Source organism: Streptomyces sp. NPDC047886, assembly GCF_043204435.1.
GTDB lineage: Bacteria > Actinomycetota > Actinomycetes > Streptomycetales > Streptomycetaceae > Streptomyces.
In genome coordinates this window covers 52,667-74,288 of sequence record NZ_JBIDCF010000009.1, presented here as the reverse complement: position 1 = coordinate 74,288, position 21,622 = coordinate 52,667, and the positions used below count along the sequence as shown (strand labels likewise).

21 protein-coding genes and 1 pseudogene are annotated in these 21,622 nt (G+C 73.0%); 13 read left to right on the top strand and 9 right to left on the bottom strand.

Going from position 1 to position 21,622, the window contains the following annotated elements:
- Window positions 1-33: 33 nt before the first annotated feature.
- Entirely contained in the window at window positions 34-1,203 is a 1,170-nt protein-coding gene (gene xylA / locus ACGF5U_RS25880; protein WP_392715347.1) for a xylose isomerase, read from the bottom strand.
- A gap of 140 nt (window positions 1,204-1,343) precedes the next feature.
- Between xylA and xylB the strand changes: the two genes are divergently transcribed.
- The 3 genes from xylB to ACGF5U_RS25865 all read left to right on the top strand — a co-directional run bounded on the left by xylB (window position 1,344) and on the right by ACGF5U_RS25865 (window position 6,169).
- Window positions 1,344-2,807, top strand: coding sequence for a xylulokinase (gene xylB, locus ACGF5U_RS25875; RefSeq protein ID WP_392715348.1), 1,464 nt, complete (start codon window positions 1,344-1,346; stop codon window positions 2,805-2,807).
- The gene (gene yicI, locus ACGF5U_RS25870; protein ID WP_392715349.1) at window positions 2,804-5,074 is read left to right on the top strand and encodes an alpha-xylosidase; all 2,271 of its coding nucleotides are present in this window, start codon (window positions 2,804-2,806) and stop codon (window positions 5,072-5,074) included. The genes xylB and yicI overlap by 4 nt, the downstream gene beginning before the upstream one ends.
- Before the next feature lie 147 nt (window positions 5,075-5,221).
- Window positions 5,222-6,169: a pseudouridine synthase gene (locus ACGF5U_RS25865; RefSeq protein WP_392715350.1), complete on the top strand. Its 948-nt coding sequence runs from the start codon at window positions 5,222-5,224 to the stop codon at window positions 6,167-6,169.
- Here the strand turns inward: ACGF5U_RS25865 and ACGF5U_RS25860 are convergent.
- The 4 genes from ACGF5U_RS25860 to ACGF5U_RS25845 form a co-directional block, all read right to left on the bottom strand.
- Window positions 6,153-6,782 carry an MBL fold metallo-hydrolase gene (locus ACGF5U_RS25860; protein ID WP_392715351.1) on the bottom strand — a complete coding sequence of 210 codons (630 nt, stop codon included), beginning with the start codon at window positions 6,780-6,782 and terminating at the stop codon, window positions 6,153-6,155. The genes ACGF5U_RS25865 and ACGF5U_RS25860 overlap by 17 nt on opposite strands.
- A complete protein-coding gene (locus ACGF5U_RS25855) occupies window positions 6,782-7,867 on the bottom strand; it encodes an S-(hydroxymethyl)mycothiol dehydrogenase (protein WP_392715352.1) in 1,086 nt (361 codons plus the stop codon). The genes ACGF5U_RS25860 and ACGF5U_RS25855 overlap by 1 nt, the downstream gene beginning before the upstream one ends.
- A gap of 88 nt (window positions 7,868-7,955) precedes the next feature.
- Complete coding sequence (locus ACGF5U_RS25850; protein ID WP_392715353.1) at window positions 7,956-9,440, bottom strand: amino acid permease; 1,485 nt, start codon at window positions 9,438-9,440, stop codon at window positions 7,956-7,958.
- A 195-nt stretch (window positions 9,441-9,635) separates the two neighbouring features.
- A complete protein-coding gene (locus ACGF5U_RS25845) occupies window positions 9,636-10,352 on the bottom strand; it encodes a FadR/GntR family transcriptional regulator (RefSeq protein ID WP_392715354.1) in 717 nt (238 codons plus the stop codon).
- A 167-nt stretch (window positions 10,353-10,519) separates the two neighbouring features.
- Here ACGF5U_RS25845 and ACGF5U_RS25840 point away from each other — a divergent pair, with 167 nt between their 5' ends.
- Both ACGF5U_RS25840 and ACGF5U_RS25835 read left to right on the top strand, forming a co-directional pair.
- Entirely contained in the window at window positions 10,520-11,056 is a 537-nt protein-coding gene (locus ACGF5U_RS25840) for a gluconokinase (RefSeq protein WP_392715355.1), read from the top strand.
- Window positions 11,053-12,450 (top strand): gluconate:H+ symporter, encoded by a 1,398-nt coding sequence (locus tag ACGF5U_RS25835; protein WP_392715356.1) that lies wholly within the window; start codon window positions 11,053-11,055, stop codon window positions 12,448-12,450. Before ACGF5U_RS25840 ends, ACGF5U_RS25835 begins: the two co-directional genes overlap by 4 nt.
- Here the strand turns inward: ACGF5U_RS25835 and ACGF5U_RS25830 are convergent.
- Complete coding sequence (locus tag ACGF5U_RS25830) at window positions 12,436-13,122, bottom strand: cytochrome b/b6 domain-containing protein (protein WP_392715357.1); 687 nt, start codon at window positions 13,120-13,122, stop codon at window positions 12,436-12,438. The two genes, ACGF5U_RS25835 and ACGF5U_RS25830, sit on opposite strands and share 15 nt — an antisense overlap.
- On the bottom strand, window positions 13,064-13,729 hold the full coding sequence (locus tag ACGF5U_RS25825; RefSeq protein ID WP_392715473.1) for a molybdopterin-dependent oxidoreductase: 666 nt from the start codon (window positions 13,727-13,729) through the stop codon (window positions 13,064-13,066). The genes ACGF5U_RS25830 and ACGF5U_RS25825 overlap by 59 nt, the downstream gene beginning before the upstream one ends.
- A gap of 322 nt (window positions 13,730-14,051) precedes the next feature.
- On the opposite strand from ACGF5U_RS25825, the pseudogene ACGF5U_RS25820 reads away from it, so the two are divergent.
- Together ACGF5U_RS25820 and ACGF5U_RS25815 are read left to right on the top strand one after the other, a co-directional pair.
- Window positions 14,052-14,501: pseudogene (locus ACGF5U_RS25820) on the top strand (ASCH domain-containing protein); the annotation flags it as partial.
- A gap of 39 nt (window positions 14,502-14,540) precedes the next feature.
- Entirely contained in the window at window positions 14,541-14,870 is a 330-nt protein-coding gene (locus ACGF5U_RS25815; protein WP_392715474.1) for a DUF4440 domain-containing protein, read from the top strand.
- A 3-nt stretch (window positions 14,871-14,873) separates the two neighbouring features.
- Here the strand turns inward: ACGF5U_RS25815 and ACGF5U_RS25810 are convergent, their stop codons facing one another.
- Window positions 14,874-16,529: an FAD-binding dehydrogenase gene (locus ACGF5U_RS25810; RefSeq protein ID WP_392715358.1), complete on the bottom strand. Its 1,656-nt coding sequence runs from the start codon at window positions 16,527-16,529 to the stop codon at window positions 14,874-14,876.
- A 112-nt stretch (window positions 16,530-16,641) separates the two neighbouring features.
- Here ACGF5U_RS25810 and ACGF5U_RS25805 point away from each other — a divergent pair, with 112 nt between their 5' ends.
- The 3 genes from ACGF5U_RS25805 to ACGF5U_RS25795 all read left to right on the top strand — a co-directional run bounded on the left by ACGF5U_RS25805 (window position 16,642) and on the right by ACGF5U_RS25795 (window position 17,906).
- Window positions 16,642-17,178: an NUDIX domain-containing protein gene (locus ACGF5U_RS25805; protein ID WP_392715359.1), complete on the top strand. Its 537-nt coding sequence runs from the start codon at window positions 16,642-16,644 to the stop codon at window positions 17,176-17,178.
- A 66-nt stretch (window positions 17,179-17,244) separates the two neighbouring features.
- Window positions 17,245-17,589: a YidH family protein gene (locus ACGF5U_RS25800; protein ID WP_392715475.1), complete on the top strand. Its 345-nt coding sequence runs from the start codon at window positions 17,245-17,247 to the stop codon at window positions 17,587-17,589.
- Window positions 17,577-17,906, top strand: coding sequence for a DUF202 domain-containing protein (locus ACGF5U_RS25795; RefSeq protein ID WP_392715360.1), 330 nt, complete (start codon window positions 17,577-17,579; stop codon window positions 17,904-17,906). The genes ACGF5U_RS25800 and ACGF5U_RS25795 overlap by 13 nt, the downstream gene beginning before the upstream one ends.
- 36 nt (window positions 17,907-17,942) lie before the next feature.
- On the opposite strand, the gene ACGF5U_RS25790 is transcribed toward ACGF5U_RS25795, so the two are convergent.
- Window positions 17,943-18,878, bottom strand: a complete 936-nt coding sequence (locus ACGF5U_RS25790) for an NADP-dependent oxidoreductase (protein ID WP_392715361.1) — start codon at window positions 18,876-18,878, stop codon at window positions 17,943-17,945.
- Between the two features lie 108 nt (window positions 18,879-18,986).
- Between ACGF5U_RS25790 and ACGF5U_RS25785 the strand changes: the two genes are divergently transcribed.
- The 3 genes from ACGF5U_RS25785 to ACGF5U_RS25775 all read left to right on the top strand — a co-directional run bounded on the left by ACGF5U_RS25785 (window position 18,987) and on the right by ACGF5U_RS25775 (window position 21,616).
- Window positions 18,987-19,283: a hypothetical protein gene (locus tag ACGF5U_RS25785; protein ID WP_392715362.1), complete on the top strand. Its 297-nt coding sequence runs from the start codon at window positions 18,987-18,989 to the stop codon at window positions 19,281-19,283.
- A 163-nt stretch (window positions 19,284-19,446) separates the two neighbouring features.
- Window positions 19,447-20,358: an MBL fold metallo-hydrolase gene (locus tag ACGF5U_RS25780; protein WP_392715363.1), complete on the top strand. Its 912-nt coding sequence runs from the start codon at window positions 19,447-19,449 to the stop codon at window positions 20,356-20,358.
- Between the two features lie 226 nt (window positions 20,359-20,584).
- Window positions 20,585-21,616 (top strand): phosphotransferase family protein, encoded by a 1,032-nt coding sequence (locus ACGF5U_RS25775; protein ID WP_392715364.1) that lies wholly within the window; start codon window positions 20,585-20,587, stop codon window positions 21,614-21,616.
- The last annotated feature ends 6 nt before the right edge of the window (window positions 21,617-21,622 follow it).

The window sequence follows — 21,622 nt, the reverse complement described above, 5'->3', positions numbered from 1 at the left end:
GGCGTTCCCGGGACGGGCCCGGGGCCGCGCGGGTCAGCGGACCGCCAGGAGGTGGTCCATCGCGAGCTGGTCGAGTCGTTCAAAGGCCATGGAGCGGGCCGCGGCGGCCGTGACGTCGAAGTCCTCGTACGCGGTCGGGTCCGCCAGCAGGGCCGCGAGGCCGTCGTCGGCGGTGGGGCGGGCCAGTTCGTGGAGGCGGGAGGCGGTCAGGGCCTCCTGGACCTCGGGGTCGGCACGGAACGCGGCGGCGCGCTCCTTGAGGATCAGGTAGTTGCGCATGCAGTTCCTGGCGGACTCCCACACGCCGTCGAAGCCGTCGGTGCGGACCGGCTTGAAGTCGAAGTGGCGGGGGCCGTCGTAGCCGGCCGTCTCCAACAGGTCGACCAGCCAGAACGCCTGGCGCAGATCGCCCGCGCCGAAGCGGAGGTCCTGGTCGTACTTGATGCCGCACTGGCCGTTGAGGTCGATGTGGAACAGCTTGCCCGCCCACAGTGCCTGGGCGATGCCGTGCGGGAAGTTGAGGCCGGCCATCTGCTCGTGGCCCGTCTCGGGGTTCACGCCGACGAGGTCGGGGCGCTCCAGGCGCTCGATGAAGGCCAGTGCGTGGCCGATGGTGGGCAGGAGGATGTCGCCGCGGGGCTCGTTGGGCTTGGGTTCGATGGCGAAGCGCAGGTCGTAGCCCTGTTCGGTGACGTACTGGCCGAGCAGGTCGAAGGCTTCCCTCATACGGTCGAGGGCGACGCGCACGTCCTTGGCGGCGCCGGACTCGGCGCCCTCGCGGCCGCCCCAGGCGACATAGGTGTGCGCGCCGAGCTCGACGGCGAGGTCGATGTTGCGGAGGGTCTTGCGCAGGGCGTAGCGGCGCACGTCGCGGTCGTTGGCGGTGAAGGCGCCGTCCTTGAACACCGGGTGGGTGAAGAGGTTCGTGGTGGCCATCGGGACCTTCATGCCGGTGCGGTCCAGGGCGTCGCGGAACCGCTTGACGGCGGCCTCGCGCTCGGCGTCGGAGGAGCCGAACGGGATGAGGTCGTCGTCGTGGAAGGTGACGCCGTAGGCGCCGAGCGCGGCGAGCCGCTCCACGCTCTCGACCGGGTCGAGGGCCGGCCGTGTCGCGGTGCCGAAGGGGTCGACCCCTTGCCAGCCCACGGTCCACAGACCGAATGTGAAGGTGTCATCGGGGGTGGGCGTGTAGCGCTCCGACATGGTTCGGCCTCTCAGTGGGCTCAGATTTGTTTTCTTCCATTACTAATATGCCATCCGCCACCTCCGGCCAAGAGCCCAGGGGGCCCGCCACGCCGAAACAGCCCCTGTGCGGAGGAATTTGTTTTGTGTACGATCAAAAAATGGACTCCGTAGTCATCGGGGTGGACAGCTCCACGCAGTCCACCAAGGCCGCCGTCGTGGACTCCTCGACCGGCCGGGTGCTCGCCGTCGGCCGGGCCCCGCACACCGTGAGCGGTGCGGCCGGCGCCCGGGAGAGCGACCCCGAGCAGTGGTGGGCGGCGCTCGCCGAGGCCGTCGCGGCCGGGCTGAGGGAAGCCGGGGCCGAGCCGGCCGCCGTCACCGGGCTCGCGGTCGCCGGGCAGCAGCACGGGCTGGTCGTCCTCGACGGCGCCGGCCGGCCGCTGCGCCCCGCACTGCTGTGGAACGACACCCGGTCCGCGCCGCAGGCCGCCGCCCTCACCGGCGAACTCGGCGCCCGGGGCTGGCTGGAGCGCACCGGCTCCGTACCCGTGGCCTCCATGACGGCGGCCAAGTGGCGCTGGCTGCGCGAGAACGAGCCGCGCACCGCCGACGCCGCCGCCGCCGTGCGCCTCCCCCACGACTTCCTCACCGAGCGGCTCACCGGGACCGCGGCCACCGACCCGGGCGACGCGTCCGGCACCTGCTGGTACAACACGGCGACCGGCGCCTACGACCCGGTCCTCCTCGACCTGCTCGGGCTCGCCCCGGGCCTCCTGCCCGCGCTCGCCCCGTCCGGCGCCGCCCGCGTGGGCACCCTGACCGCGGGCGCCGCCGACGCGCTGGGCCTGCCCGCCGGGGTCGCCGTCGCCGCGGGCACCGGCGACAACATGGCGGCCGCCGTCGGGCTCGGCCTCGGCGCCCGGGGACTGCTGGACCACCCGGTGCTCTCCCTCGGCACGTCCGGCACCGTCTTCGCCGCGACCCGCGCCCGCCCCGCGACGGCCGCGCTCGCCGGGTTCGCCGCAGCCGACGGCCACGGCACCTACCTGCCGCTGGGCTGCACCCTCAACTGCACGCTCGCCGTCGACAGGGTGGCCGCCCTGCTCGGCATCGACCGCGAGGACGCCGCGCCCGGCGGGGAGGCCGTCCTCCTGCCGTACCTCGACGGGGAGCGCACCCCCGACCTGCCGGGCGCCTCCGGGCTGCTCACCGGGCTGCGCCACACCACCACGCCCCAGCAGCTCCTGGGCGCCGCCTACGAGGGCGCCGTGTTCACCCTGCTGCGCGCCCTGGAGGAGCTGCCCGGGGCGGCAGGCGCCGGCGCGCCGCTGCGGCTGATCGGCGGCGGGGCCCGGGGGCGGACCTGGGTGGAGACGGTGCGCCGGCTGTCCGGGCGGGCCGTCGTGCTGCCGCGCGGCACCGAACTCGTCGCGCTGGGCGCCGCCGCGCTCGCCGCCGCCGCCGTGACCGGGGACGACCCGGTGGACCTCGCGACCGCGTGGCGGACCGGCGAGGGCGAGACCCTGCCACCGGTTCATCAGGACCATTCCGCGACGGCCCGGATCGAGGCCGTGCTCGACCGGGCCGCCCCCGCTCTCCTCACCACACTGGGACACCGATGAAGTTCACCGACGGCTTCTGGCTGATGCGTGACGGCGTCCGCGCCTCGTACGCCACCGAGGTCCGCGACCTGCACGTCAGCGACGACCACGTCACCGCGTACGCGGCGGTCAAACGGGTCGAGCACCGGGGGCACACCCTCAACTCGCCGCTGCTGACCGTGGAGTGCTTCTCCCCCGCCGAGGGCGTCATCGGCATCCGCACCACCCACCACGCCGGGAAGGCCCACCGCGGTCCCGACTTCGCGCTGCCCGGCGCCGACACCGGGGGCGGGGCCTTCGCGCGGACCCGGCGCGACGGGCCCGTCACCGAGCTGACCAGCGGCCCGCTGACCGTACGCCTCGACCGGGACGGGCCGTGGGGCCTGACGTTCCTGGACGCCGACGGCCGACGGCTGACGGCGGTCGAGCCGAAGGGCACGGCGTTCGTCGTGGACGCGGACGGCACCCACCACATGGCCGCGCAGCTCGCGCTGGCCGTCGGCGAGAACGTGTACGGGCTCGGCGAGCGGTTCACGCCGTTCGTCAGGAACGGCCAGACCGTCGACATCTGGCAGGCCGACGGCGGCACGAGCAGCGAGCAGGCGTACAAGAACATCCCGTTCCACCTGTCATCGCGCGGCTACGGCGTCTTCGTCAACCACCCGGGCAAGGTGTCGTACGAGATCGGCTCGGAGTCCGTCGGCCAGGTCCAGTTCAGCGTCCAGGACCAGTCACTGGAGTACTACGTCGTGGCCGGGCCGACGCCCAAGGAGGTGCTGGCCCGCTACACCGCGCTCACCGGGCGGCCCGCGCTGCCGCCTGCCTGGTCGTTCGGGCTGTGGCTGACGACCTCGTTCTGCACCTCGTACGACGAGGAGACGGTCACGTCGTTCGTGGACGGCATGGCCGAGCGGAACATCCCGCTGTCGGTGTTCCACTTCGACTGCTTCTGGATGCGCGAGTACCAGTGGTCGGACTTCCTGTGGGACCCGGAGACCTTCCCCGACCCGGAGGGCATGCTGCGCCGCCTCAAGGAGCGCGGCCTGCGGATCAGCATGTGGATCAACCCCTACATCGCGCAGAAGTCGGCGCTGTTCGCCGAGGGCGCGCAGCTGGGGTACCTGGTGCGGAGACCGAACGGCGACGTCTGGCAGTGGGACCTGTGGCAGGCCGGGATGGCGCTGGTGGACTTCACCGACCCGGAGGCGAGGGCCTGGTTCCAGTCGAAGCTCAAGGTCCTGCTCGACCAGGGCGTCGACTGCTTCAAGACGGACTTCGGCGAGCGGATCCCCACCGATGTGGTGTGGTCCGACGGCTCGGACCCGGAGCGGATGCACAACTACTACACGCAGTTGTACAACCAGTGCGTCTTCGAGCTCCTGGAGAAGGAGCGCGGGACGGGCGAGGCCGTGCTCTTCGCCCGGTCGGCGACGGCCGGCGGGCAGCAGTTCCCGGTGCACTGGGGCGGTGACTGCTTCGCCTCCTTCGAGGCCATGGCAGAGTCGCTGCGCGGCGGTCTGTCGCTGAGCCTGTCCGGGTTCGGGTTCTGGAGCCATGACATCGGCGGCTTCGAGGGCACGCCCGACCCGGAGGTGTTCAAGCGGTGGCTGGCCTTCGGGCTGCTGTCGTCGCACAGCAGGCTGCACGGCAACATGTCGTACCGGGTGCCGTGGGAGTTCGGCGACGAGGCGGTCGAGGTGGCGCGGCGGTTCACCGAGCTCAAGCACCGGCTGATGCCGTACCTGTACGGGGCGGCCGTCGAGGCGCGCCGCGACGGCACACCGCTGATGCGGCCGATGCTGCTGGAGTTCCCCGACGACCCGGGCTGCCGGACCCTGGACCGGCAGTACATGCTGGGGCCCGATCTGCTGGTCGCGCCGGTGTTCTCGGCCGACGGCGAGGTCGAGTTCTACGTACCGGAGGGCGTGTGGACGCACCTGCTGACCGGCGAGACGGTGACCGGCCCGGTGTGGCGACGCGAGACGCACGGCTTCGACAGCCTGCCGCTCTACGTCCGGCCGGGCGCGGTGCTGCCGCTGGGCGCGGACGACCAGCGCCCTGACGGGGACTGGCTCGACGACCTGACGCTGCTGGTCCAGCCGGACGCGGACGGGGCCACGGTGGCGGTGCCGGACCTGGCGGGCGCGCCGGCCGCGACGTTCACGGTGGTGCGGGAGGGGGGCGCGCTGCGGGTGACGGCCGACGGCACCGACCGGGAGTTCCGGGTGCGGGTGGCCGGCGGGGAGTCGGCCAGGGGCGCGGGCGTGGTGACGGTGCCGGTGGGGTGACGCCGGGCGGGCGGTGGGTGCGGGGTGCCGGTGGGGTGACGCCGGGCGAGCCGTGGGGTGCGGGGTGCCGGTGGGATGACGCCGGGCGGGCCGTGGGGTGCGGGGTGCCGGTGGGGTGACGCCGGGCGGGCTGGTTACCGTTGTCGGGTGCGACGACGTGGAACGAAAGCCCCGGTGGCCCCGTTGCCGCAGCTCGCCGGGGTCGATCCGGTGCGGCTGCGGCTGCCCGTCGACCCGGAGGGGGCGTGGGCGACCGTACGGGACCATCTGGCCGGGCGGTACGCCGGGGCCGTCGGGGCCGGACGGGTCGACGCGATGCTCGCGGCGGGGCGGTTCGTCGGCGTGGACGGGACGCCCGTGCGCGGCGACGAGCCGTACACCGCCGGGCGGTACCTGTGGTTCCACCGGGACTTCCCGCCGGAGGTGCCGGTGCCGTTCGAGGTGGGCGTCGTCTACCGGGACGAGCGGATCGTGATCGCCGACAAGCCGCACTTCCTCGCCACGACGCCGCGCGGCCGGCATGTCACCGAGACGGCGCTCGCGCGGCTGCGGCGCGACCTGGGGTTGCCGTACCTGCAGCCCGCGCACCGGCTGGACCGGCTGACGGCGGGGCTCGCGCTGTTCGTGGTGCGGCCGGAGGACCGGGGCGCGTACCAGACGCTGTTCCGGGACCGGCGGGTGCGCAAGGAGTACGAGGCGGTCGCCCCGTACGATCCGGGGCTCGCGCTGCCGGTGACCGTGCGCAGCCGGATCGTGAAGGAGCGCGGGGTCATGGCCGCGTACGAGGAGCCGGGCGGCGAGCCGAACAGCGAGAGCCGCGTCGAGCTGCTGGAGCGGCCGGGGCGCGGGGGCGGGCGGCTCGGCCGCTACCGGCTGGTTCCGGCCACCGGCCGCACCCATCAGCTGCGGGTCCATATGAACCGCCTCGGGATACCGATCCTGAACGACCCGGTGTACCCGGTGGTCCGTGAGGACGGGCCGGATGACTGGTCGCGGCCGCTGCAACTGCTGGCGCGGGCGCTGGAGTTCACCGACCCGGTCACGGGAGCCCCGGCACGGTTCGAGAGCCGGCTGCGGCTCAGTGCCCTCGGCTGATCCACTCCTCCAGGTGGGGTGCCTCGGCGCCGACGGTGGTCGGTTCGCCGTGTCCCGTGCGGACGACGGTGTCCGGCGGGAGCGTCAGCAGCCGGTCCCGGATCGAGTCGATGATGGTCGGGAAGTGGGAGAAGGACCGGCCGGTGGCTCCGGGACCGCCGTGGAACAGGGTGTCGCCGGTGAAGACGGTCCCGAGCGCGGGGGCGTGGAGGCAGACGGCGCCCGGGGCGTGGCCCGGCGTGTGCAGCACGGTGAGGCCGGTCCCGGCGACGGTCAGGGTCTGTCCGTCGGCGAGCGGGCCGTCGGGCGCCCGCTCGGGGTGGGTGTGCTTCCACAGGGGCAGGTCGTCCGGGTGCAGCAGGACGGGCGCCCCGGTGGCCGCCGCGAGGGCCGGTGCCGCGTCGATGTGGTCGTTGTGGGCGTGGGTGCAGACGATCGCGCGGAGCGTACGGCCCGCGAGCGCGGCGAGGATGGCGTCGGCGTCGTGGGCGGCGTCGATGACGATCGCCTCCGTGTCGTCGCCGACGATCCACACGTTGTTGTCGACGTCCCAGACCCCGCCGTCCAGCGCGAACGTGCCGGAGGTGACGAGGTGGTCGATGCGGGCGGCCATCAGAAGACCACCACCGAGCGCAGGACGTCGCCCTCGTGCATCCGGGCGAAGGCCTTCTCGACGTCGTCGATGCCGATGGTCTCGGTGACGAACGCGGCCAGGTCGATCCGCCCCTGCTGGTGCAGGTCGATGAGCATCGGGAAGTCCCGGGACGGCAGGCAGTCGCCGTACCAGGAGGACTTCAGGGCGCCGCCCCGCCCGAAGACGTCGAGGAGCGGCAGTTCCAGCTTCATGTCGGGGGTCGGCACGCCGACGAGGACGACGGTGCCGGCGAGGTCCCGGGCGTAGAACGCCTGGGTGTACGTCTCGGGCCGGCCGACCGCCTCGATGACGACGTCCGCGCCGAACCCGCCGGTGAGTTCGCGGATCGCCTCGACGGGGTCCGCGGCGCGCGAGTCGACCGTGTGCGTGGCGCCCATGGACAGCGCGGTGGCGAGTTTGCGCTCGTCGACGTCGACGGCGATGATCCGGGCCGCGCCGGCGAGCCGGGCTCCGACGATCGCCGCGTCGCCGACGCCGCCGCAGCCGATGACGGCGACCGTGTCGCCCCGGCCGACCTGTCCGGTGTTGAGGGCGGCGCCGATGCCGGCCATGACGCCGCAGCCGAGGAGTCCGGCGACGGACGGGGCGACCGCCGGGTCGACCTTGGTGCACTGGCCGGCCGCGACGAGCGTCTTCTCGGCGAAGGCGCCGATGCCGAGGGCCGGTGTCAGTTCCCGTCCCCCGGCGAGGGTCATCCGCTGCCCGGCGTTGTGGGTGTCGAAGCAGTACCAGGGCCGTCCGCGCAGGCAGGCCCGGCAGCGGCCGCAGACCGCACGCCAGTTGAGGACGACGAAGTCGCCCGGCTCGACGTCGGTGACGCCGGCGCCGACCGACTCCACCACGCCCGCGGCCTCATGGCCCAGCAGGTACGGGAAGTCGTCGCCGATGCCGCCCTGTTTGTAGTGCAGGTCGGTGTGGCAGACGCCGCACGCCTGGATCCGCACCACCGCCTCGCCGGGCCCGGGGTCGGGGATCAGGATCGTCTCGACCCGTACGGGCTCGTTCCTGCCGGGGGCGACAACTCCTCGGACCTGCTGTGCCATGGCGGCGCTTCCCTTCGTCACGGTGGTCGTCCCGTACCACTATTCCCTGTGGCACGGGACGAGGGGGGGACGGCCCCGAGGCCCGGCGTCAGTCGCGCCGCTGTTCCGGCGCCGTGCCCGCCGGCTCCGGCGCCAGGGCCAGGACGCGCTTCCTGACCAGGAACCAGCCGCCGACCAGCAGGGCCGCGATCAGCGGCAGACAGGCCACCGTGGTGCGGCCGATGCCGCCGCCCCACCACATCAGGACGAGCACGGACGCCAGGAAGGCGAGCGTGACGATCTGGGTGAACGGGGCCCAGGGCAGCCGGTAGTGGGGCCGGGTGACCTTGCCCTCCTTGGCGCGCCACCAGAACAGCAGCGAGCAGAGCATGATCATGCCCCAGGTGCCGAGGATGCCGATCGAGGCGAAGTTCAGGACGAGCTCGAACGCCTCGCCGGGCATCCAGTAGTTGAGGCCGACGCCGAGGACGCCGAAGCCCGCGGTGAGCAGGATGCCGCCGTAGGGGACCTGGCCCTTGTTCATCCGGGCGGTGAACTTCGGCGCGGAGCCGGCCATCGCCATGGAGCGCAGGATGCGGCCGGTGGAGTACAGGCCGGAGTTGAGGCTGGAGAGGGCGGCGGTGAGCACGACCAGGTTCATCACGCCCGCGGCGCCGGGGACGCCGAGCTTGTCGAAGACGGTGACGAAAGGGCTCTGGTCGGCGGAGTACGCGGTGTACGGCAGGAGCAGCGCCAGCAGCACGACGGAGCCCACGTAGAACAGGCCGACGCGCCACATGATCGAGTTGATCGCCTTCGGCATGATCTTCTCGGGGTTCTCGGTCTCGCCCGCTGCGACGCCGACGAGTTCGACGGAGGCGTAGGCGAAGACGACGCCCTGGACGACCAGCAGCATCGGGAGCATGCCGAGCGGGAAGACACCGCCGTTGCCGGTGATGCTGTGCAGGCCGGGGGTGTGGCCGCCGACGTCGTGCGAGGTGGCGACGAGGAAGATGCCGACGCCCATGAAGATCACCAGGGCGGCGACCTTGACGATCGCGAACCAGAACTCCATCTCGCCGAAGTACTTCACGGAGATGAGGTTGGCGGCGAGCACGATCGCGAGGGCGATCAGGGCGAGGATCCACTGGTCGATGTCGCTGAACAGGGCCCAGAAGTGGGCGTAGGTCGCGGCGGCGGTGATGTCGGCGACGGCGGTGGTCGACCAGTTCAGGAAGTACAGCCAGCCGGCCGTGTAGGCGCCCTTCTCACCCATGAACTCACGGGCGTAGCTGACGAAGGCGCCCGACGAGGGGCGGTAGAGGACCAGTTCGCCGAGTGCGCGCACCACGAAGAAGGCGAACACGCCGCAGACCGCGTAGGCGATGGCGAGGGAGGGGCCCGCGCCCGCGAGGCGGCCGCCCGCGCCGAGGAAGAGGCCGGTTCCGATCGCGCCGCCGATGGCGATCATGTTGACGTGGCGGGACTTGAGGTCCTTGCTGTATCCGGCGTCACCGGCGTCGATGTGGGGCGCGCCCGGAGCCGGGGTGCCGGCTGTCGGGGTCTCGGCCGCAGGCATGGTGCGGTCACTCATCTACGTGTTCGCCTTTGTGAGGGGGTCGTGCGGACCGGCCGTCACACCCGGTGATGAGGGTGGTCACCGTGGCGGAGGGGCCGGTGGCACATCGTCACAGTCCGGCGCCCGCTTGACTGTGGCCTATGTCACGTACAGGCCATATAACGGCAGATCTGAGGTGTTTCTGAGGTTACGCGCGAGTTTCGACGGCGCCTACCGGCCGGTGGGCCCCGGAGCGAGGACGTCCAGCTCTTTCAGCGCGCCCAGGGCGATCCGGCGGGTGAGGTCCTCGGCGCGGTCGGCGTCGCGTTCGCGTACGGCCTCGGCGACCTGGACGTGCAGGGTGACGGCCGCCGGGTCGGGGTCGTCGAACATGACCTGGTGGTGGGTGCGGCCGGTGAGCACCTCGGCGACGACATCGCCGAGCCGGGCGAACATCTCGTTCCCGGAGGCGTTGAGCACGACGCGGTGGAAGGCGATGTCGTGCACCAGGTACGCCTCCAGGCGGCCGCCCCGCGAGGTGGCGACCATGCCGAGCGCCTCCTCGGTGAGGGCGCGGCACTGCTCCGGGGTCGCGTTGCGGGCGGCGAGACCGGCGGCGACCGGCTCGATCGCCGAGCGCAGGACGGTGAGCGAGCGGAGCTGGCGGGGGCGGTCGGCGCCGGCCAGCCGCCAGCGGATCACCTGCGGGTCGTACACGTTCCACTGCTCGGTGGGGCGGACGGTGACACCGACACGGCGGCGTGAGACGACCAGGCGCATGGACTCCAGGACGCGCACCACCTCCCGGACGACGGTGCGGGAGACGTCGAAGCGCTGGGCGAGCTCGTCGGTGCGCAGCACGCTGCCGGGCGGATAGTCACCCGCCGTGATCGCGAGACCCAGGGTCTCCAGCACATGCGTATGGAGCCCCCCGGCCTGTGTCGTCATGGGCCAAGCGTAAGGCGCGGGCGGCGGCGCCGAGAGCGTGGCACTCACCCCCCGGCTTAAAAGTATGACTTTTACATCACAGGCTCTTGAATATGTCGTACCTCATGGGATTCAGTGTGCGGCGAGAAGCCGGAAGACGTCGCGGAAGACAGCGAGGCAGCAACCCCATGCAGATCCCCCATGTCGTCGTCGTGATGGGTGTGGCCGGCACCGGCAAGACCACCGTCGGTCCCCTCGTCGCCGACCGCCTCGGCGTCCCGTACGCCGAGGGTGACGACTTCCACCCGGAAGCCAACATCGCCAAGATGTCCGCCGGGATCCCGCTGGACGACGCGGACCGATGGCCCTGGCTCGACGCCATCGGGCGCTGGGCCCGCGAGCGCTCGGGACTCGGCGGGGTGGTGAGCAGCTCGGCGCTGAAGCGGTCCTACCGGGACCGGCTGCGGGCGGCCGCCCCCGATCTCGTGTTCCTGCACCTGACCGGCGACCGGGCCCTGATCGAGCGTCGGATGGCCGAGCGCCGGGGCCACTTCATGCCCACCGCCCTGCTGGACTCGCAGTTCGCCACGCTCCAGCCGCTCGGCGACGACGAGCCGGGGGTCGCCGTCGATGTCGCCGGCGGCCCCGAGGACATCGCCCGACGGGCCGTCGCCGCGCTGCGCCGGCTCGGCCAGTCCCCCGACACCGTCAAGGAAGCACCGTGACCGGACTCAGCGTCGAGATACTGGCGGCGGACGCCGCCGAACCGATCACTTCGGCGGGCGACGCCCGGCTGGGCATCGCCGTGCTCGCGGGCATCGCCCTCATCGTCCTGCTCATCACCCGGCTCAGACTCCACGCCTTCCTGGCGCTGACCGTCGGCTCGCTGGCCCTCGGCGCGCTCGCGGGAGCACCGCTCGACAAGACCGTCGCGTCGTTCACCCAGGGCCTCGGGTCGACCGTCGCCGGGGTCGGCGTGCTCATCGCGCTCGGGGCGATTCTGGGCAAGCTGCTCGCCGACTCGGGCGGTGCCGACCAGATCGTGGACACGATCCTGGCGAGGGCGAGCGGCCGGGCCATGCCGTGGGCGATGGTGCTGATCGCTTCCGTGATCGGGCTGCCGCTGTTCTTCGAGGTCGGCATCGTCCTGCTGATCCCCGTGGTGCTGATGGTGGCCAAGCGCGGCGGCTACTCGCTGATGCGGATCGGGGTGCCGGCGCTCGCCGGGCTCTCCGTGATGCACGGTCTGATCCCGCCGCACCCCGGCCCGCTGGTAGCGATCGACGCGCTCGGCGCCAACCTGGGCATCACCCTGGCGCTGGGTCTGCTCGTCGCCATACCGACGGTGATCATCGCCGGTCCGCTGTTCTCCCGGTACGCCGCCCGCTGGGTCGACGTCCCGGCGCCCGACGGCATGGTGCCGCAGCGGAACCCGGAGGGCGCCGAGAGGCGTCCGGGGTTCGGCGTCACCGTCGCCACGGTGCTGCTGCCCGTCGTCCTCATGATGGCCAAGGCCCTGGTCGACATCGTCGTCGACGACCCCGCCGACGGCGTGCGGCGGGTCACGGACGTCATCGGCTCCCCGCTGGTCGCCCTGCTCACCGCCGTCGTCGTCGCCCTGTTCACGCTGGGCCGGGCGGCCGGGTTCACCAGGCAGCGGATCTCCACGACGGTCGAGAAGTCCCTCGCGCCGATCGCCGGCGTGCTGCTGATCGTCGGCGCGGGCGGCGGCTTCAAGACCACGCTGATCGACATCGGCGTGGGCCGGATGATCCTGGACTTCTCCGAGGACTGGGCCATCCCGGCGCTGCTGCTCGGCTGGCTGATCGCGGTGGCGATCCGGCTGGCGACCGGTTCCGCGACGGTGGCCACCATCTCGGCGGCCGGTCTGGTGGCGCCGCTGGCCGCCGACATGCCGACCGCGCACGCGGCGCTGCTGGTGCTGGCGATCGGAGCGGGCTCCCTCTTCTTCAGCCATGTCAACGACGCCGGGTTCTGGCTGGTGAAGGAGTACTTCGGGATGGACGTCGGTCAGACGATCAAGACCTGGTCGGTGATGGAGACGATCATCTCGGTCGTCGGGATCGTGTGCGTGCTGCTGCTGTCACTCGTCCTGTAGCCAGTCGGGGTGCCGCTCGCGCGCCCACCGGCGCTCGACCGACCCGGTACGCATGCCACGGCGTGCCTCCGGGTCGGCGAGCGCCTTCGCGATGTGACCCGCGAGCACGACGCCGACGGCGAGGGCCAGCCAGTCGTGGACGAACGTCGCACCCGTACGCCACACCAGCGGGGCGAGGTCCGTGAACCACATCAGCAGTCCGGTGCCCAGCATGACGAGCACGGCTCCGGCGATCCAGGCGGCGTACAGCTTCTGCCCGGCGTTGAACTTGCCCGCGCCGCGCGGCCCCCGGTCCCGGCGCAGCGCCGCCTTCAGCCACGCCCGGTCGGACGTCCCGAACCGGTTCAGCCGCCGCAGGTCCGCCCGGAAGTCCCGGTCCACCAGGCCCAGCAGGAACGGCGCGGGCAGCAGCAGCCCCGACCACTCGTGCACGGTGACGACGAGATGGCGGCGGCCCACGAGCTCGGCGAGCTGCGGTACGTACAGGGCGGCCGCCGTCGCGACGCACAGCAGCGTCAGGGCGGCGGTGGCGCGGTGGACGAGCCGCTGCGCCCGGCCGAACCGCCGCACCACGAGCCCCGGCCGCGTCGCCGCGCCGTCCGGCGCGGACGGCTCAGACGGTGGGGGTGTCGTCCCGGCCGTTGGAACGGCCGACCCAGGCGTCGACGTCATAGCCCCTCTCCTCCCAGTAGCCGGGCCGCACGTCCGAGGTGACGGTGATCCCGGACAGCCACTTCGCCGACTTGTAGAAGTACATCGGTGCGACATAGAGCCGGACCGGACCGCCGTGCGCGTGGCCGAGCGGCTCGTCGCGCATCCGCAGCGCCACCAGGACATCGGGGCGGCGGGCCTGCTCCAGGGTGAGGCTCTCGCTGTACGCGCCGTCGAAGCAGGTGAACCGGATCGCCCTGGCACCCGGGCGCACGCCCGCCGCGTCCAGCAGCCGGGAGAGCGGCACCCCTTCGAACGGGGTCTTCGGGACCCGCCACCCCGTCACGCACTGGACGTCCCGCACGAGGCGGGTCTGCGGCAGCGCGCGCAGCCCGTCGAGGGTGTAGGTGGCGGGCCGCTCGACCAGGCCGTCGACGGTGAGGCGGTAGGTGCCGGCGTCCTTGCGCGGTACGGAGGAGGTCACCGAGTAGTAGCGGAAGCCGCCGCCGTTGGGCAGGAGGCCGGTCAGGCCGGTGGGATCCCTGTCGGCCGCCGAGCCCAGTACGGACTCCAGGCCGCGCTGGAGGTACGGGGCGGCGGCGACCCCGGCGGCGCCCAGGCCGAGCATGGCCAGGACGACCCGCCGGCCGACCGGGGCGCCGCCCGTGTCCTCGGCACGCCCACCGGCCCCCGCGACTTCCGCCCCCTCGGCCCCCTCGGCGCCCTTCGCGCCCTCCGCGCCCTTCGCGCCCTCGGCGTCGTACGGTTCAGTGCTCACGCCGTCGATTCGAGCATCCGGCGGCGGCGCGGGCCAGGGGACGGGGGCGCCCGTCAGAATTCCGTCACATGTGGTCGGGGTGCGTGCGAGACTCGGCGCCATGTCGATCACGCCGGACGTGCCCTCCCGGCACACTGTGCCCGCCGAGACTCCCGTGCCCGCCGAGACCTCCGTGGCCGCCGACTCCCCTGTCGCCTCCGCGCCAGGTCACCGGGAGGCGCTGAAGCCGTATCTGCTGGCGTATCCCGGGCCGTTGCGCGACCGGCTGGTCGCCGCCGTGCTGTCGGGCGAGAAGGTGTCCACGACCGGGCTGCTCGCCGAGTACGAGGCGGAGCGGGAGGAACTCCCGCCGGTCGGCGAGCGCTCGGCGCTCATCGACTCGGACGGACGCGAGGTCGCGGTGCTGGAGGTGACCGAGGTGCGGGTGCTGCCGCTCGGCGACGTGGACCTGCGGCACGCCCTGGACGAGGGCGAGGGGCACCGGTCGGTCGCCGAGTGGCGAGCGGCCCACGAGCGGTTCTGGCACGGCGAGGAGACGCGGGAGGCGCTGGGCGACCCGGACTTCACGGTGGACGACGCCACGATGGTGGTGGCCGAGCGCTTCCGGGTGGTGGAGCGGCTGGACGCGGTCGGTGCGGCGATCGCGGGCGAACTGCGGCTCATGGACCCGGCCGTACGCCGGTCGCGGACGGAGGCGGCCCGGCTGCTGGACCCGGAGTTCACGGAGGTCGGCGCGTCCGGCCGGCTCTGGACCCGCGACGAGATGCTGGCCTCGCTGCCGGGGAAGCCCGGTGCCGCCGACGACGGCCCCCGGTACAAGCCGTCCGGGATGAAGGGCACGGAACTCGCCCCCGGCCTCGTCCACCTGACGTACGAGACCCGTATCGCGGGGCGGCGCGCCCGGCGCAGCTCGTTGTGGCGCCAGGCGCCGGACGGCGAGGGCGGCGCCTGGCGGATGTACTACCACCAGGGGACGCCCGTCCCGGAGTGACCGTCAGCCGACCGCCTTCGCCGCCGCCCGGCCCGCCGCCCGGCCGGAGAAGAGGCAGCCGCCCAGGAACGTGCCTTCCAGGGAGCGGTAGCCGTGCATGCCGCCGCCGCCGAAGCCGGCCGCCTCGCCCGCCGCGTACACGCCGGGCAGGGGCTCCCCGTCGGGGGTGAGGACCCGGGAGGCGAGGTCGGTCTCCAGGCCTCCCAGCGACTTGCGGGTGAGGATGCTGAGCCGTACCGCGATCAGGGGGCCCGCCTTGGGGTCCAGGATGCGGTGCGGGGTCGCCGTGCGGATGAGCCGGTCGCCCAGGTACTTGCGGGCGCCGCGGATCGCGGTCACCTGGAGGTCCTTGGTGAACGGGTTGGCGATCTCCCGGTCGCGGGCGACGATCTCGCGGCGCAGCTCGGCCTCGTCGATGAGCGGCTCGCCGGTGAGCGCGTTCATGCCGCGCACCAGGGCGGACAGGTCCTTCTCCACGACGAAGTCGGCGCCCCGGTCCATGAACGCCCTGACCGGTCCCGGCACGTCGGCGCGGGCGCGGCCGATGACGTCACGGACCGACCTGCCGGTCAGGTCGGGGTTCTGCTCGGAGCCGGAGAGGGCGAACTCCTTGCCGATGATCTTCTGGTCCAGGACGAACCAGGTGTGGTCGTGGCCGGACTTCATGATGTGTTCCAGCGTGCCGAGCGTGTCGAAGCCGGGGAACAGCGGGACGGGCAGCCGGCGGCCGCGGGCGTCCAGCCAGAGCGAGGAGGGTCCGGGCAGGATGCGGATGCCGTGCCGGGCCCAGATCGGGTTCCAGTTCTCGATGCCCTCGGTGTAGTGCCACATCCGGTCGCCGTTGATGTGGTGGGCGCCCGCCTTCTCCGCGATGCCGAGCATCAGTCCGTCGACGTGGGCGGGCACTCCGGACAGCATCCGCTCGGGCGCGGTGCCGAGCCATTCGGGCCACTGGGCGCGGACGAGGTCGTGGTTGCCGCCGATGCCGCCGGAGGTGACGATGACGGCCTGTGCCCGGTACTCGAAAGCGCCGGCGACCTCCCGGCTGCTGGCGGCGCCGCGTTCGGCGTCGGACGGCTCCAGCACCTCGCCGCTGACGGTGTCCACGGCGCCCGCGGTGCGGCCGAGACCGGTGACCCGGTGACGGAACCCCAGCCGGACGAGGCCGCGGGCGACTCCGGCGCGGACGCGCCGCTCGAACGGCGCGACGACACCGGGTCCCGTGCCCCAGGTGATGTGGAACCTCGGCACCGAGTTGCCGTGCCCGGTGGCGTCGTAGCCGCCGCGCTCGGCCCAGCCGACGACGGGGAAGAACCTGACGCCCTGCCGGTGCAGCCAGGCGCGCTTCTCACCGGCCGCGAAGTCGACGTACGCCTCGGCCCAGGTGCGCGGCCAGTGGTCCTCGGGCCGGTCGAACCCGGCCGTGCCGAGCCAGTCCTGGAGGGCGAGTTCCGGGCTGTCCTTGACGCGCATCCGGCGCTGCTCGGGCGAGTCGACCAGGAAGAGGCCGCCGAACGACCAGTGGGCCTGTCCCCCGATGGACTGCTCCGGCTCCTGGTCGAGGAGGATGACGCTGCGTCCGGCGTCGACCAGTTCGGCGGTGGCGACCAGACCGGCCAGGCCCGCCCCGATCACGATGACATCAGCGTCGTACGCCATGGTGGGGTTCCATCCTTCTGGGATGCTCGGGCCGTCGGCCGGACCGCCCGGTCGGTGTGGTCCGATCTTCGGTACGCGGCGGTAACTCGTCAACCTTTCGGAGGGGCACATCGTGAACCATTCGTCCGCGGACGAGATCCTGGACGTCGTCGACGAGCGGGACGAGGTGGTCGAACGGCTGCCGCGCGGTGAGGTGTACGCCCGAGGGCTGCGCCACCGGGCGGTGTTCGTCCTCGTCAGGGACGCCGATGACCGGATCTTCGTCCACCGCAGGACCGCGACGAAGCTGATCTTCCCCTCGCTGTACGACATGTTCGTGGGCGGGGTCGTCGGCGCGGGCGAGAGCTACGAGGAGGCGGCCCTGCGCGAGGCCGAGGAGGAACTCGGCGTGACCGGCCTGCCGCGCCCCGAGCCGCTGCTGAAGTTCCTGTACGAGGACGCCGGCGGGCGCGGCTCGTGGTGGTCGTCCGTGTACCGGGTGCGCTGCGACCTGCCGGTGTCCCCGCAGGTGGAGGAGGTCGCCTGGCACGCGTTCCTGCCGGCGGCCGAGCTGGAGGAGCGGCTCGCCGAGTGGGCGTGGGTGCCGGACGGCCTGGCGGCGTGGGAGCGGCTGAGGACCTCGGGCGCGGCGCCGGCGGGGCGCGGTTAGGGTGCTCGTGTGAGCGAGTTCGGGCGGAGCGTGCGGGGGTTGCGGTGGTGGTTCGCCCCGCAGCGGATGCGGGACGAGGGCGAGACGCCCGACTACCGTTTCTCGCTCGCCAACGAGCGTACGTTCCTGGCGTGGCTGCGCACCGGTCTCGCGCTGGTGGGCGGCGGGTTCGCCGTCGACCAGTTCCTGCCCGACCTGCGCTGGGGCGTCCGGGTGGGGATGGCGCTCGCGCTGCTCGTCGCCGGGGCGCTGTGCGCGCTGCGGGCGGTGAACCACTGGGTGCGGTGCGAGCGGGCGATGCGGCGCGGCGAGGACCTGCCGATGAGCCGGTTCCCGATGCTGCTGAGCCTCGCGGTGGGGCTGGTGGCCGTCGCGATGGTGCTGGTCGTGCTGTTCGGATGGGCCGGGTGATCCCGGGCGATGGCGGAGGGCGTGACCCCGGGCTGCAGCCCGAGCGGACACGGCTCGCGTGGCGGCGTACGACGCTGTCGTGCACCGTCGCCGCGGTACTCGCCGCCCGGCAGGCCGTGCACGACGGGGCGACCCCGGCCGGGCTGGTCGGCGCCGCCCTGTCGCTGCTGGTGTGGCTGGCGTTCCTGGTGGTCGCCCATCGCCGGATGGCGGCGCTGGGGCCGGCCAGGCCCCGGCCGCTGACGCCCCGGGTCGCGGTCGGGGCGGCGGCCTGCACGGTGGCGCTGGCCGCCTTCGCGGTGGCGGTGGTGGTCTGACGGGCGGCGGCGGTGGCCGGGCGGGGAGCACCGGGGTCAGCCGGTGCGGTCCACGGTGACGACGACCTTGCCGTTGAGGCCGCCCTCCATGCTGGCGCGCTGTGCGTCGGCGGCCTCCTCCAGCGGGAACGTCCGGGCGACCCGTACCCTCAGTACGCCCTGATCGGCGAGGTCCGCGAGCGCGGCGAGGTCCACCGGGTCGGGCCGGACGAAGACGTAGTGGCCGCCGAGGCCGATGACGTCGCCGTCCGCGACGGAGGCGAGCCGCCCCTCGGGGGCCAGGAGGTTCGCCGCGTCCTTGAGGGATGTCCCGCCGATGGTGTCGAACGCCGCGTCCACGCCCTGCGGGGCCAGTGCGCGGACCCGCTGGACGAAGGCGTCGCCGTACGGCACGGGCTCGGCGCCCAGCTCCCTGACGTGGTCCTGGCCCGGTTCGCGGGAGCCGCCGATGACCCGGGCCCCCAGGTGCCTGGCCAGCTGGACGGCCATGCCGCCGACCCCGCCGGCCGCCGCGTGGACGAGCACGGTGTCACCGGCGCGCACGCGCAGGGCCCGGTGGAGCACCTGGTAGGCGGTGAGCCCGGCCAGCGGGAGTGCGGCCGCCTCCTCGAAGCCCAGGGCGCGTGGTTTGCGGGCCAGGGTGCGGACGGGCGCGGCCACGTACTCGGCGAAGGTGCCGTGGCACAGGACGTCCTCGCGTACGTACCCCATGACCTCGTCGCCGACGTCGAACTCCTCCACGGCGACGCCGGGCTGGACGACGACACCGGAGACGTCCCAGCCGGGGACGACGGGGAACACCGCGTCCAGGACGGTGTCCAGGTAGCCGGCCTGGCACGCGCGGTCCACCGGGTTGACGGCCGCCGCACGCACCTTCACCAGCACCTTGTCCGGTCCGACCTTGGGGTCGGGCCGCTCGCCGAACTCCAGGACCTCGGGGCCGCCGTAGCGGCTGTAGCTGATCGCCTTCATGGTCCGACCCTCCGGCCGGTACGCGGCACCCGCAACCCAAAAGGGATCAAAGCCTTGAAAAGGGATAGCCTGGAAGGGTCAGCGGACACTCGGACAGAGGACCCTGCCATGACCGTCCTCCACCAGGAGCACGCAGCTCACCCGCACACCCACGGTCCTGCCTGCGGACACCGGTCCGTCGTGCACGGCGACCACGTCGACTACGCGCACGACGGGCATGTACACCGCGAGCACTCCGGGCACTGGGACGAGTGCGAGCCGGGCGAGCACATCGCGCACAGCGGTCACACCCATGAGCACAGCGAGACGTGCGGGCACCCGGCCGTCGTCCACGGCGACCACGTCGACTACGTGCACGACGGACACCGGCACGCCGCCCACGACGGGCACTGGGACGACCACTGACGGACAGCGCGCCCCGCGACGCCGGCCGGCGTCCCGCGTGACCCGGCCGGGCGGCGGCGCGTCACGCCCCGAGGCCCCACCGGACGACACCCCGCCTTCTCCCGGGCCCGCGCCGACTGGCACCCTGCTGTGACCAGTTCGGCCACGACCCGGGGGGACGCCGGTGCCCGCTACCGACCCGTACACCGTCCAGCTCACATCTGAAGTGCACGCGTACGTGCAGCCGGACGGGGGCTGGTGCCTCAACAACGCCGGTTTCATCAGCGACGGGACGGACACCGTCCTGGTCGACACCACCGCCACCGAACAACGTGCGCTGGCGCTGCGCGACGCCCTGGTGGAGTGCGGGGCCCCGCTCCCCCGCACGCTGGTCAACACCCACCACCACGGTGACCACACCTACGGCAACGGCGTGTTCGCGCCGCGGGCGACGGTCGTCGGACACGAGGCGTGCCGCCGCGAGGTGCTCGCCGCCGGACGGCAGCTCCACCTGATCTGGCCGCAGACCGACTTCGGCGACATCCGGGTGACGGCGCCGACCGTGACGTACCACGACCGGCTGACGCTGTACGCGGGCGACACCGAGGTGCGGCTGCTGCACCCCGGGGTCGCGCACACGGCCGGGGACACGATCGTGCACCTCCCGGAGCAGGGCGTCGTGTTCACCGGCGACCTGGTCTTCCACGGCGGTACGCCGTTCCTGGCGACGGGTTCGCTGCGCGGCTCCCTGCGCGCCGTCGAACTGCTGCGGTCGCTGGACGCGGGGACCGTCGTCCCCGGCCACGGCCCGCTCACGGACCCGTCGGCGTACGACACGACCGAGCGCTATCTGCGGTACGTCGCCGAACTCGCCGACGAGGGCCGGGCCAAGGGGCTGACGCCGCTGGAGGTGGCCCTCCAGACCGACCTGGGCGAGTTCGCCGCGCTGCGCGAGAGCGAGCGGCTGGTCGCCAATCTGCACCGGGCGTACGCGGAGCTGGACGGGCTCCCGGAGGGCTCCCCGCTGGACCTCGCCACCGTCTTCGGGGACATGGCGGCGATGAACGGCGGGGTTCCGGTCGCCTGCCACGCCTGACGGTTCACCAGCGCGGTACGGCGGGACGGCCCACCCGGGCCGGCCCGCCGTCGCCTTGACCCCGGTCGCCACCAGCGCTTTCCCCCCAGCCTCCCGCTGCCCTCCCCACGCCTTCCCGAGGCGTTCCCGGCGAGTTTCCCCACCCGGCCCTGGACGACATACCGACTGGTCGGTCATGATGCCCGGGAAGTGTCGCGAACTGCTCCCACCCCCGGAGGTGCCCACGATGAGCTCAGCCCCGCCGCCAGGTCTCGACCCCGTGCGGTTGCGCGGCCTCCTGGACCGCGAACGGCCCGGACTGGTGAGCGGCCCGCTCAGCGCCCGGCTCATCGAGGGCGGCCGGTCGAACCTGACGTACGTCGTCACCGACGGCACCGGTCACTGGGTGGTGCGCCGCCCCCCGCTCGGCCACGTCCTGGCCACCGCGCACGACATGAAGCGGGAGCACCGGGTCATCAGCGCACTCCACCCCACGGCCGTGCCCGTGCCGGAGCCGGTGCTGCTGTGCGAGGACGACACGGTGCTCGGCGCGCCGTTCTACGTCATGGAGTTCGTGGCCGGGACGCCGTACCGCACGGCCGAGCAGCTCGCCGCGCTCGGACCGGAACGCACCCGGGACGCCGTCCTCGGCCTGGTGGACACCCTGGTCGAGCTGCACGGGGTCGACCCCGACACGGTCGGGCTCGGCGACTTCGGCCGGCCCGACGGCTTCCTCGACCGGCAGCTGCGCCGCTGGGGCAAGCAGCTCGCCGCGTCCCGGGCCCGGGACCTGCCCGGTGTCGACGAACTGCACGCGGCGCTCGGCAGGAAGCTGCCCGTCTCCTCCGCGGCGACCGTCGTCCACGGCGACTACCGCCTCGACAACGTCCTGATCGGCGAAGACGACCGCATCAAGGCCGTCCTGGACTGGGAGATGTCCACGCTCGGCGACCCGCTGACGGACCTCGGGCTCCTGGTGATGTACAGCGCGCGCCTCGACCTGCCGGACTCCCCCGTCAGCACGACGGCCGGCGCCGCGGGTCACCCCGCGCCGGACGAACTGATCGAGCGGTACGCCGTCCGCTCCGGCCGCGACACCTCCGCCATCGCCTGGTACACGGCGTTCGCCTGGTTCAAGCTCGCCGTGATCCTGGAGGGCATCCATTACCGCTACACCCTCGGGCAGACCGTCGGCGCCGGCTTCGACCGGATCGGCGAGCTCGTCCCCGTCTTCATCGAGCACGGCCTCACCACGCTCCAGAACCTGCAGGAAGGCTGACCGGTC

Excerpts from the sequence above, each read along its gene's own strand:
- ACGF5U_RS25850 (WP_392715353.1), bottom strand. The coding sequence starts at position 9,440 with ATGAGTGACCGCACCATGCCTGCGGCCGAGACCCCGACAGCCGGCACC.
- xylB (WP_392715348.1), top strand. The coding sequence starts at position 1,344 with ATGGACTCCGTAGTCATCGGGGTGGACAGCTCCACGCAGTCCACCAAG.
- ACGF5U_RS25855 (WP_392715352.1), bottom strand. The coding sequence starts at position 7,867 with ATGGCACAGCAGGTCCGAGGAGTTGTCGCCCCCGGCAGGAACGAGCCC.
- ACGF5U_RS25785 (WP_392715362.1), top strand. The coding sequence starts at position 18,987 with ATGACCGTCCTCCACCAGGAGCACGCAGCTCACCCGCACACCCACGGT.
- ACGF5U_RS25830 (WP_392715357.1), bottom strand. The coding sequence starts at position 13,122 with ATGACGTCGACGCCTGGGTCGGCCGTTCCAACGGCCGGGACGACACCC.
- ACGF5U_RS25795 (WP_392715360.1), top strand. The coding sequence starts at position 17,577 with ATGGGCCGGGTGATCCCGGGCGATGGCGGAGGGCGTGACCCCGGGCTG.
- ACGF5U_RS25800 (WP_392715475.1), top strand. The coding sequence starts at position 17,245 with ATGCGGGACGAGGGCGAGACGCCCGACTACCGTTTCTCGCTCGCCAAC.
- ACGF5U_RS25845 (WP_392715354.1), bottom strand. The coding sequence starts at position 10,352 with ATGACGACACAGGCCGGGGGGCTCCATACGCATGTGCTGGAGACCCTG.
- ACGF5U_RS25810 (WP_392715358.1), bottom strand. The coding sequence starts at position 16,529 with ATGGCGTACGACGCTGATGTCATCGTGATCGGGGCGGGCCTGGCCGGT.
- xylA (WP_392715347.1), bottom strand. The coding sequence starts at position 1,203 with ATGTCGGAGCGCTACACGCCCACCCCCGATGACACCTTCACATTCGGT.
- yicI (WP_392715349.1), top strand. The coding sequence starts at position 2,804 with ATGAAGTTCACCGACGGCTTCTGGCTGATGCGTGACGGCGTCCGCGCC.
- ACGF5U_RS25825 (WP_392715473.1), bottom strand. The coding sequence starts at position 13,729 with ATGCTCGGCCTGGGCGCCGCCGGGGTCGCCGCCGCCCCGTACCTCCAG.
- ACGF5U_RS25790 (WP_392715361.1), bottom strand. The coding sequence starts at position 18,878 with ATGAAGGCGATCAGCTACAGCCGCTACGGCGGCCCCGAGGTCCTGGAG.
- ACGF5U_RS25860 (WP_392715351.1), bottom strand. The coding sequence starts at position 6,782 with ATGGCCGCCCGCATCGACCACCTCGTCACCTCCGGCACGTTCGCGCTG.
- ACGF5U_RS25840 (WP_392715355.1), top strand. The coding sequence starts at position 10,520 with ATGCAGATCCCCCATGTCGTCGTCGTGATGGGTGTGGCCGGCACCGGC.
- ACGF5U_RS25815 (WP_392715474.1), top strand. The coding sequence starts at position 14,541 with ATGGACCCGGCCGTACGCCGGTCGCGGACGGAGGCGGCCCGGCTGCTG.
- ACGF5U_RS25775 (WP_392715364.1), top strand. The coding sequence starts at position 20,585 with ATGAGCTCAGCCCCGCCGCCAGGTCTCGACCCCGTGCGGTTGCGCGGC.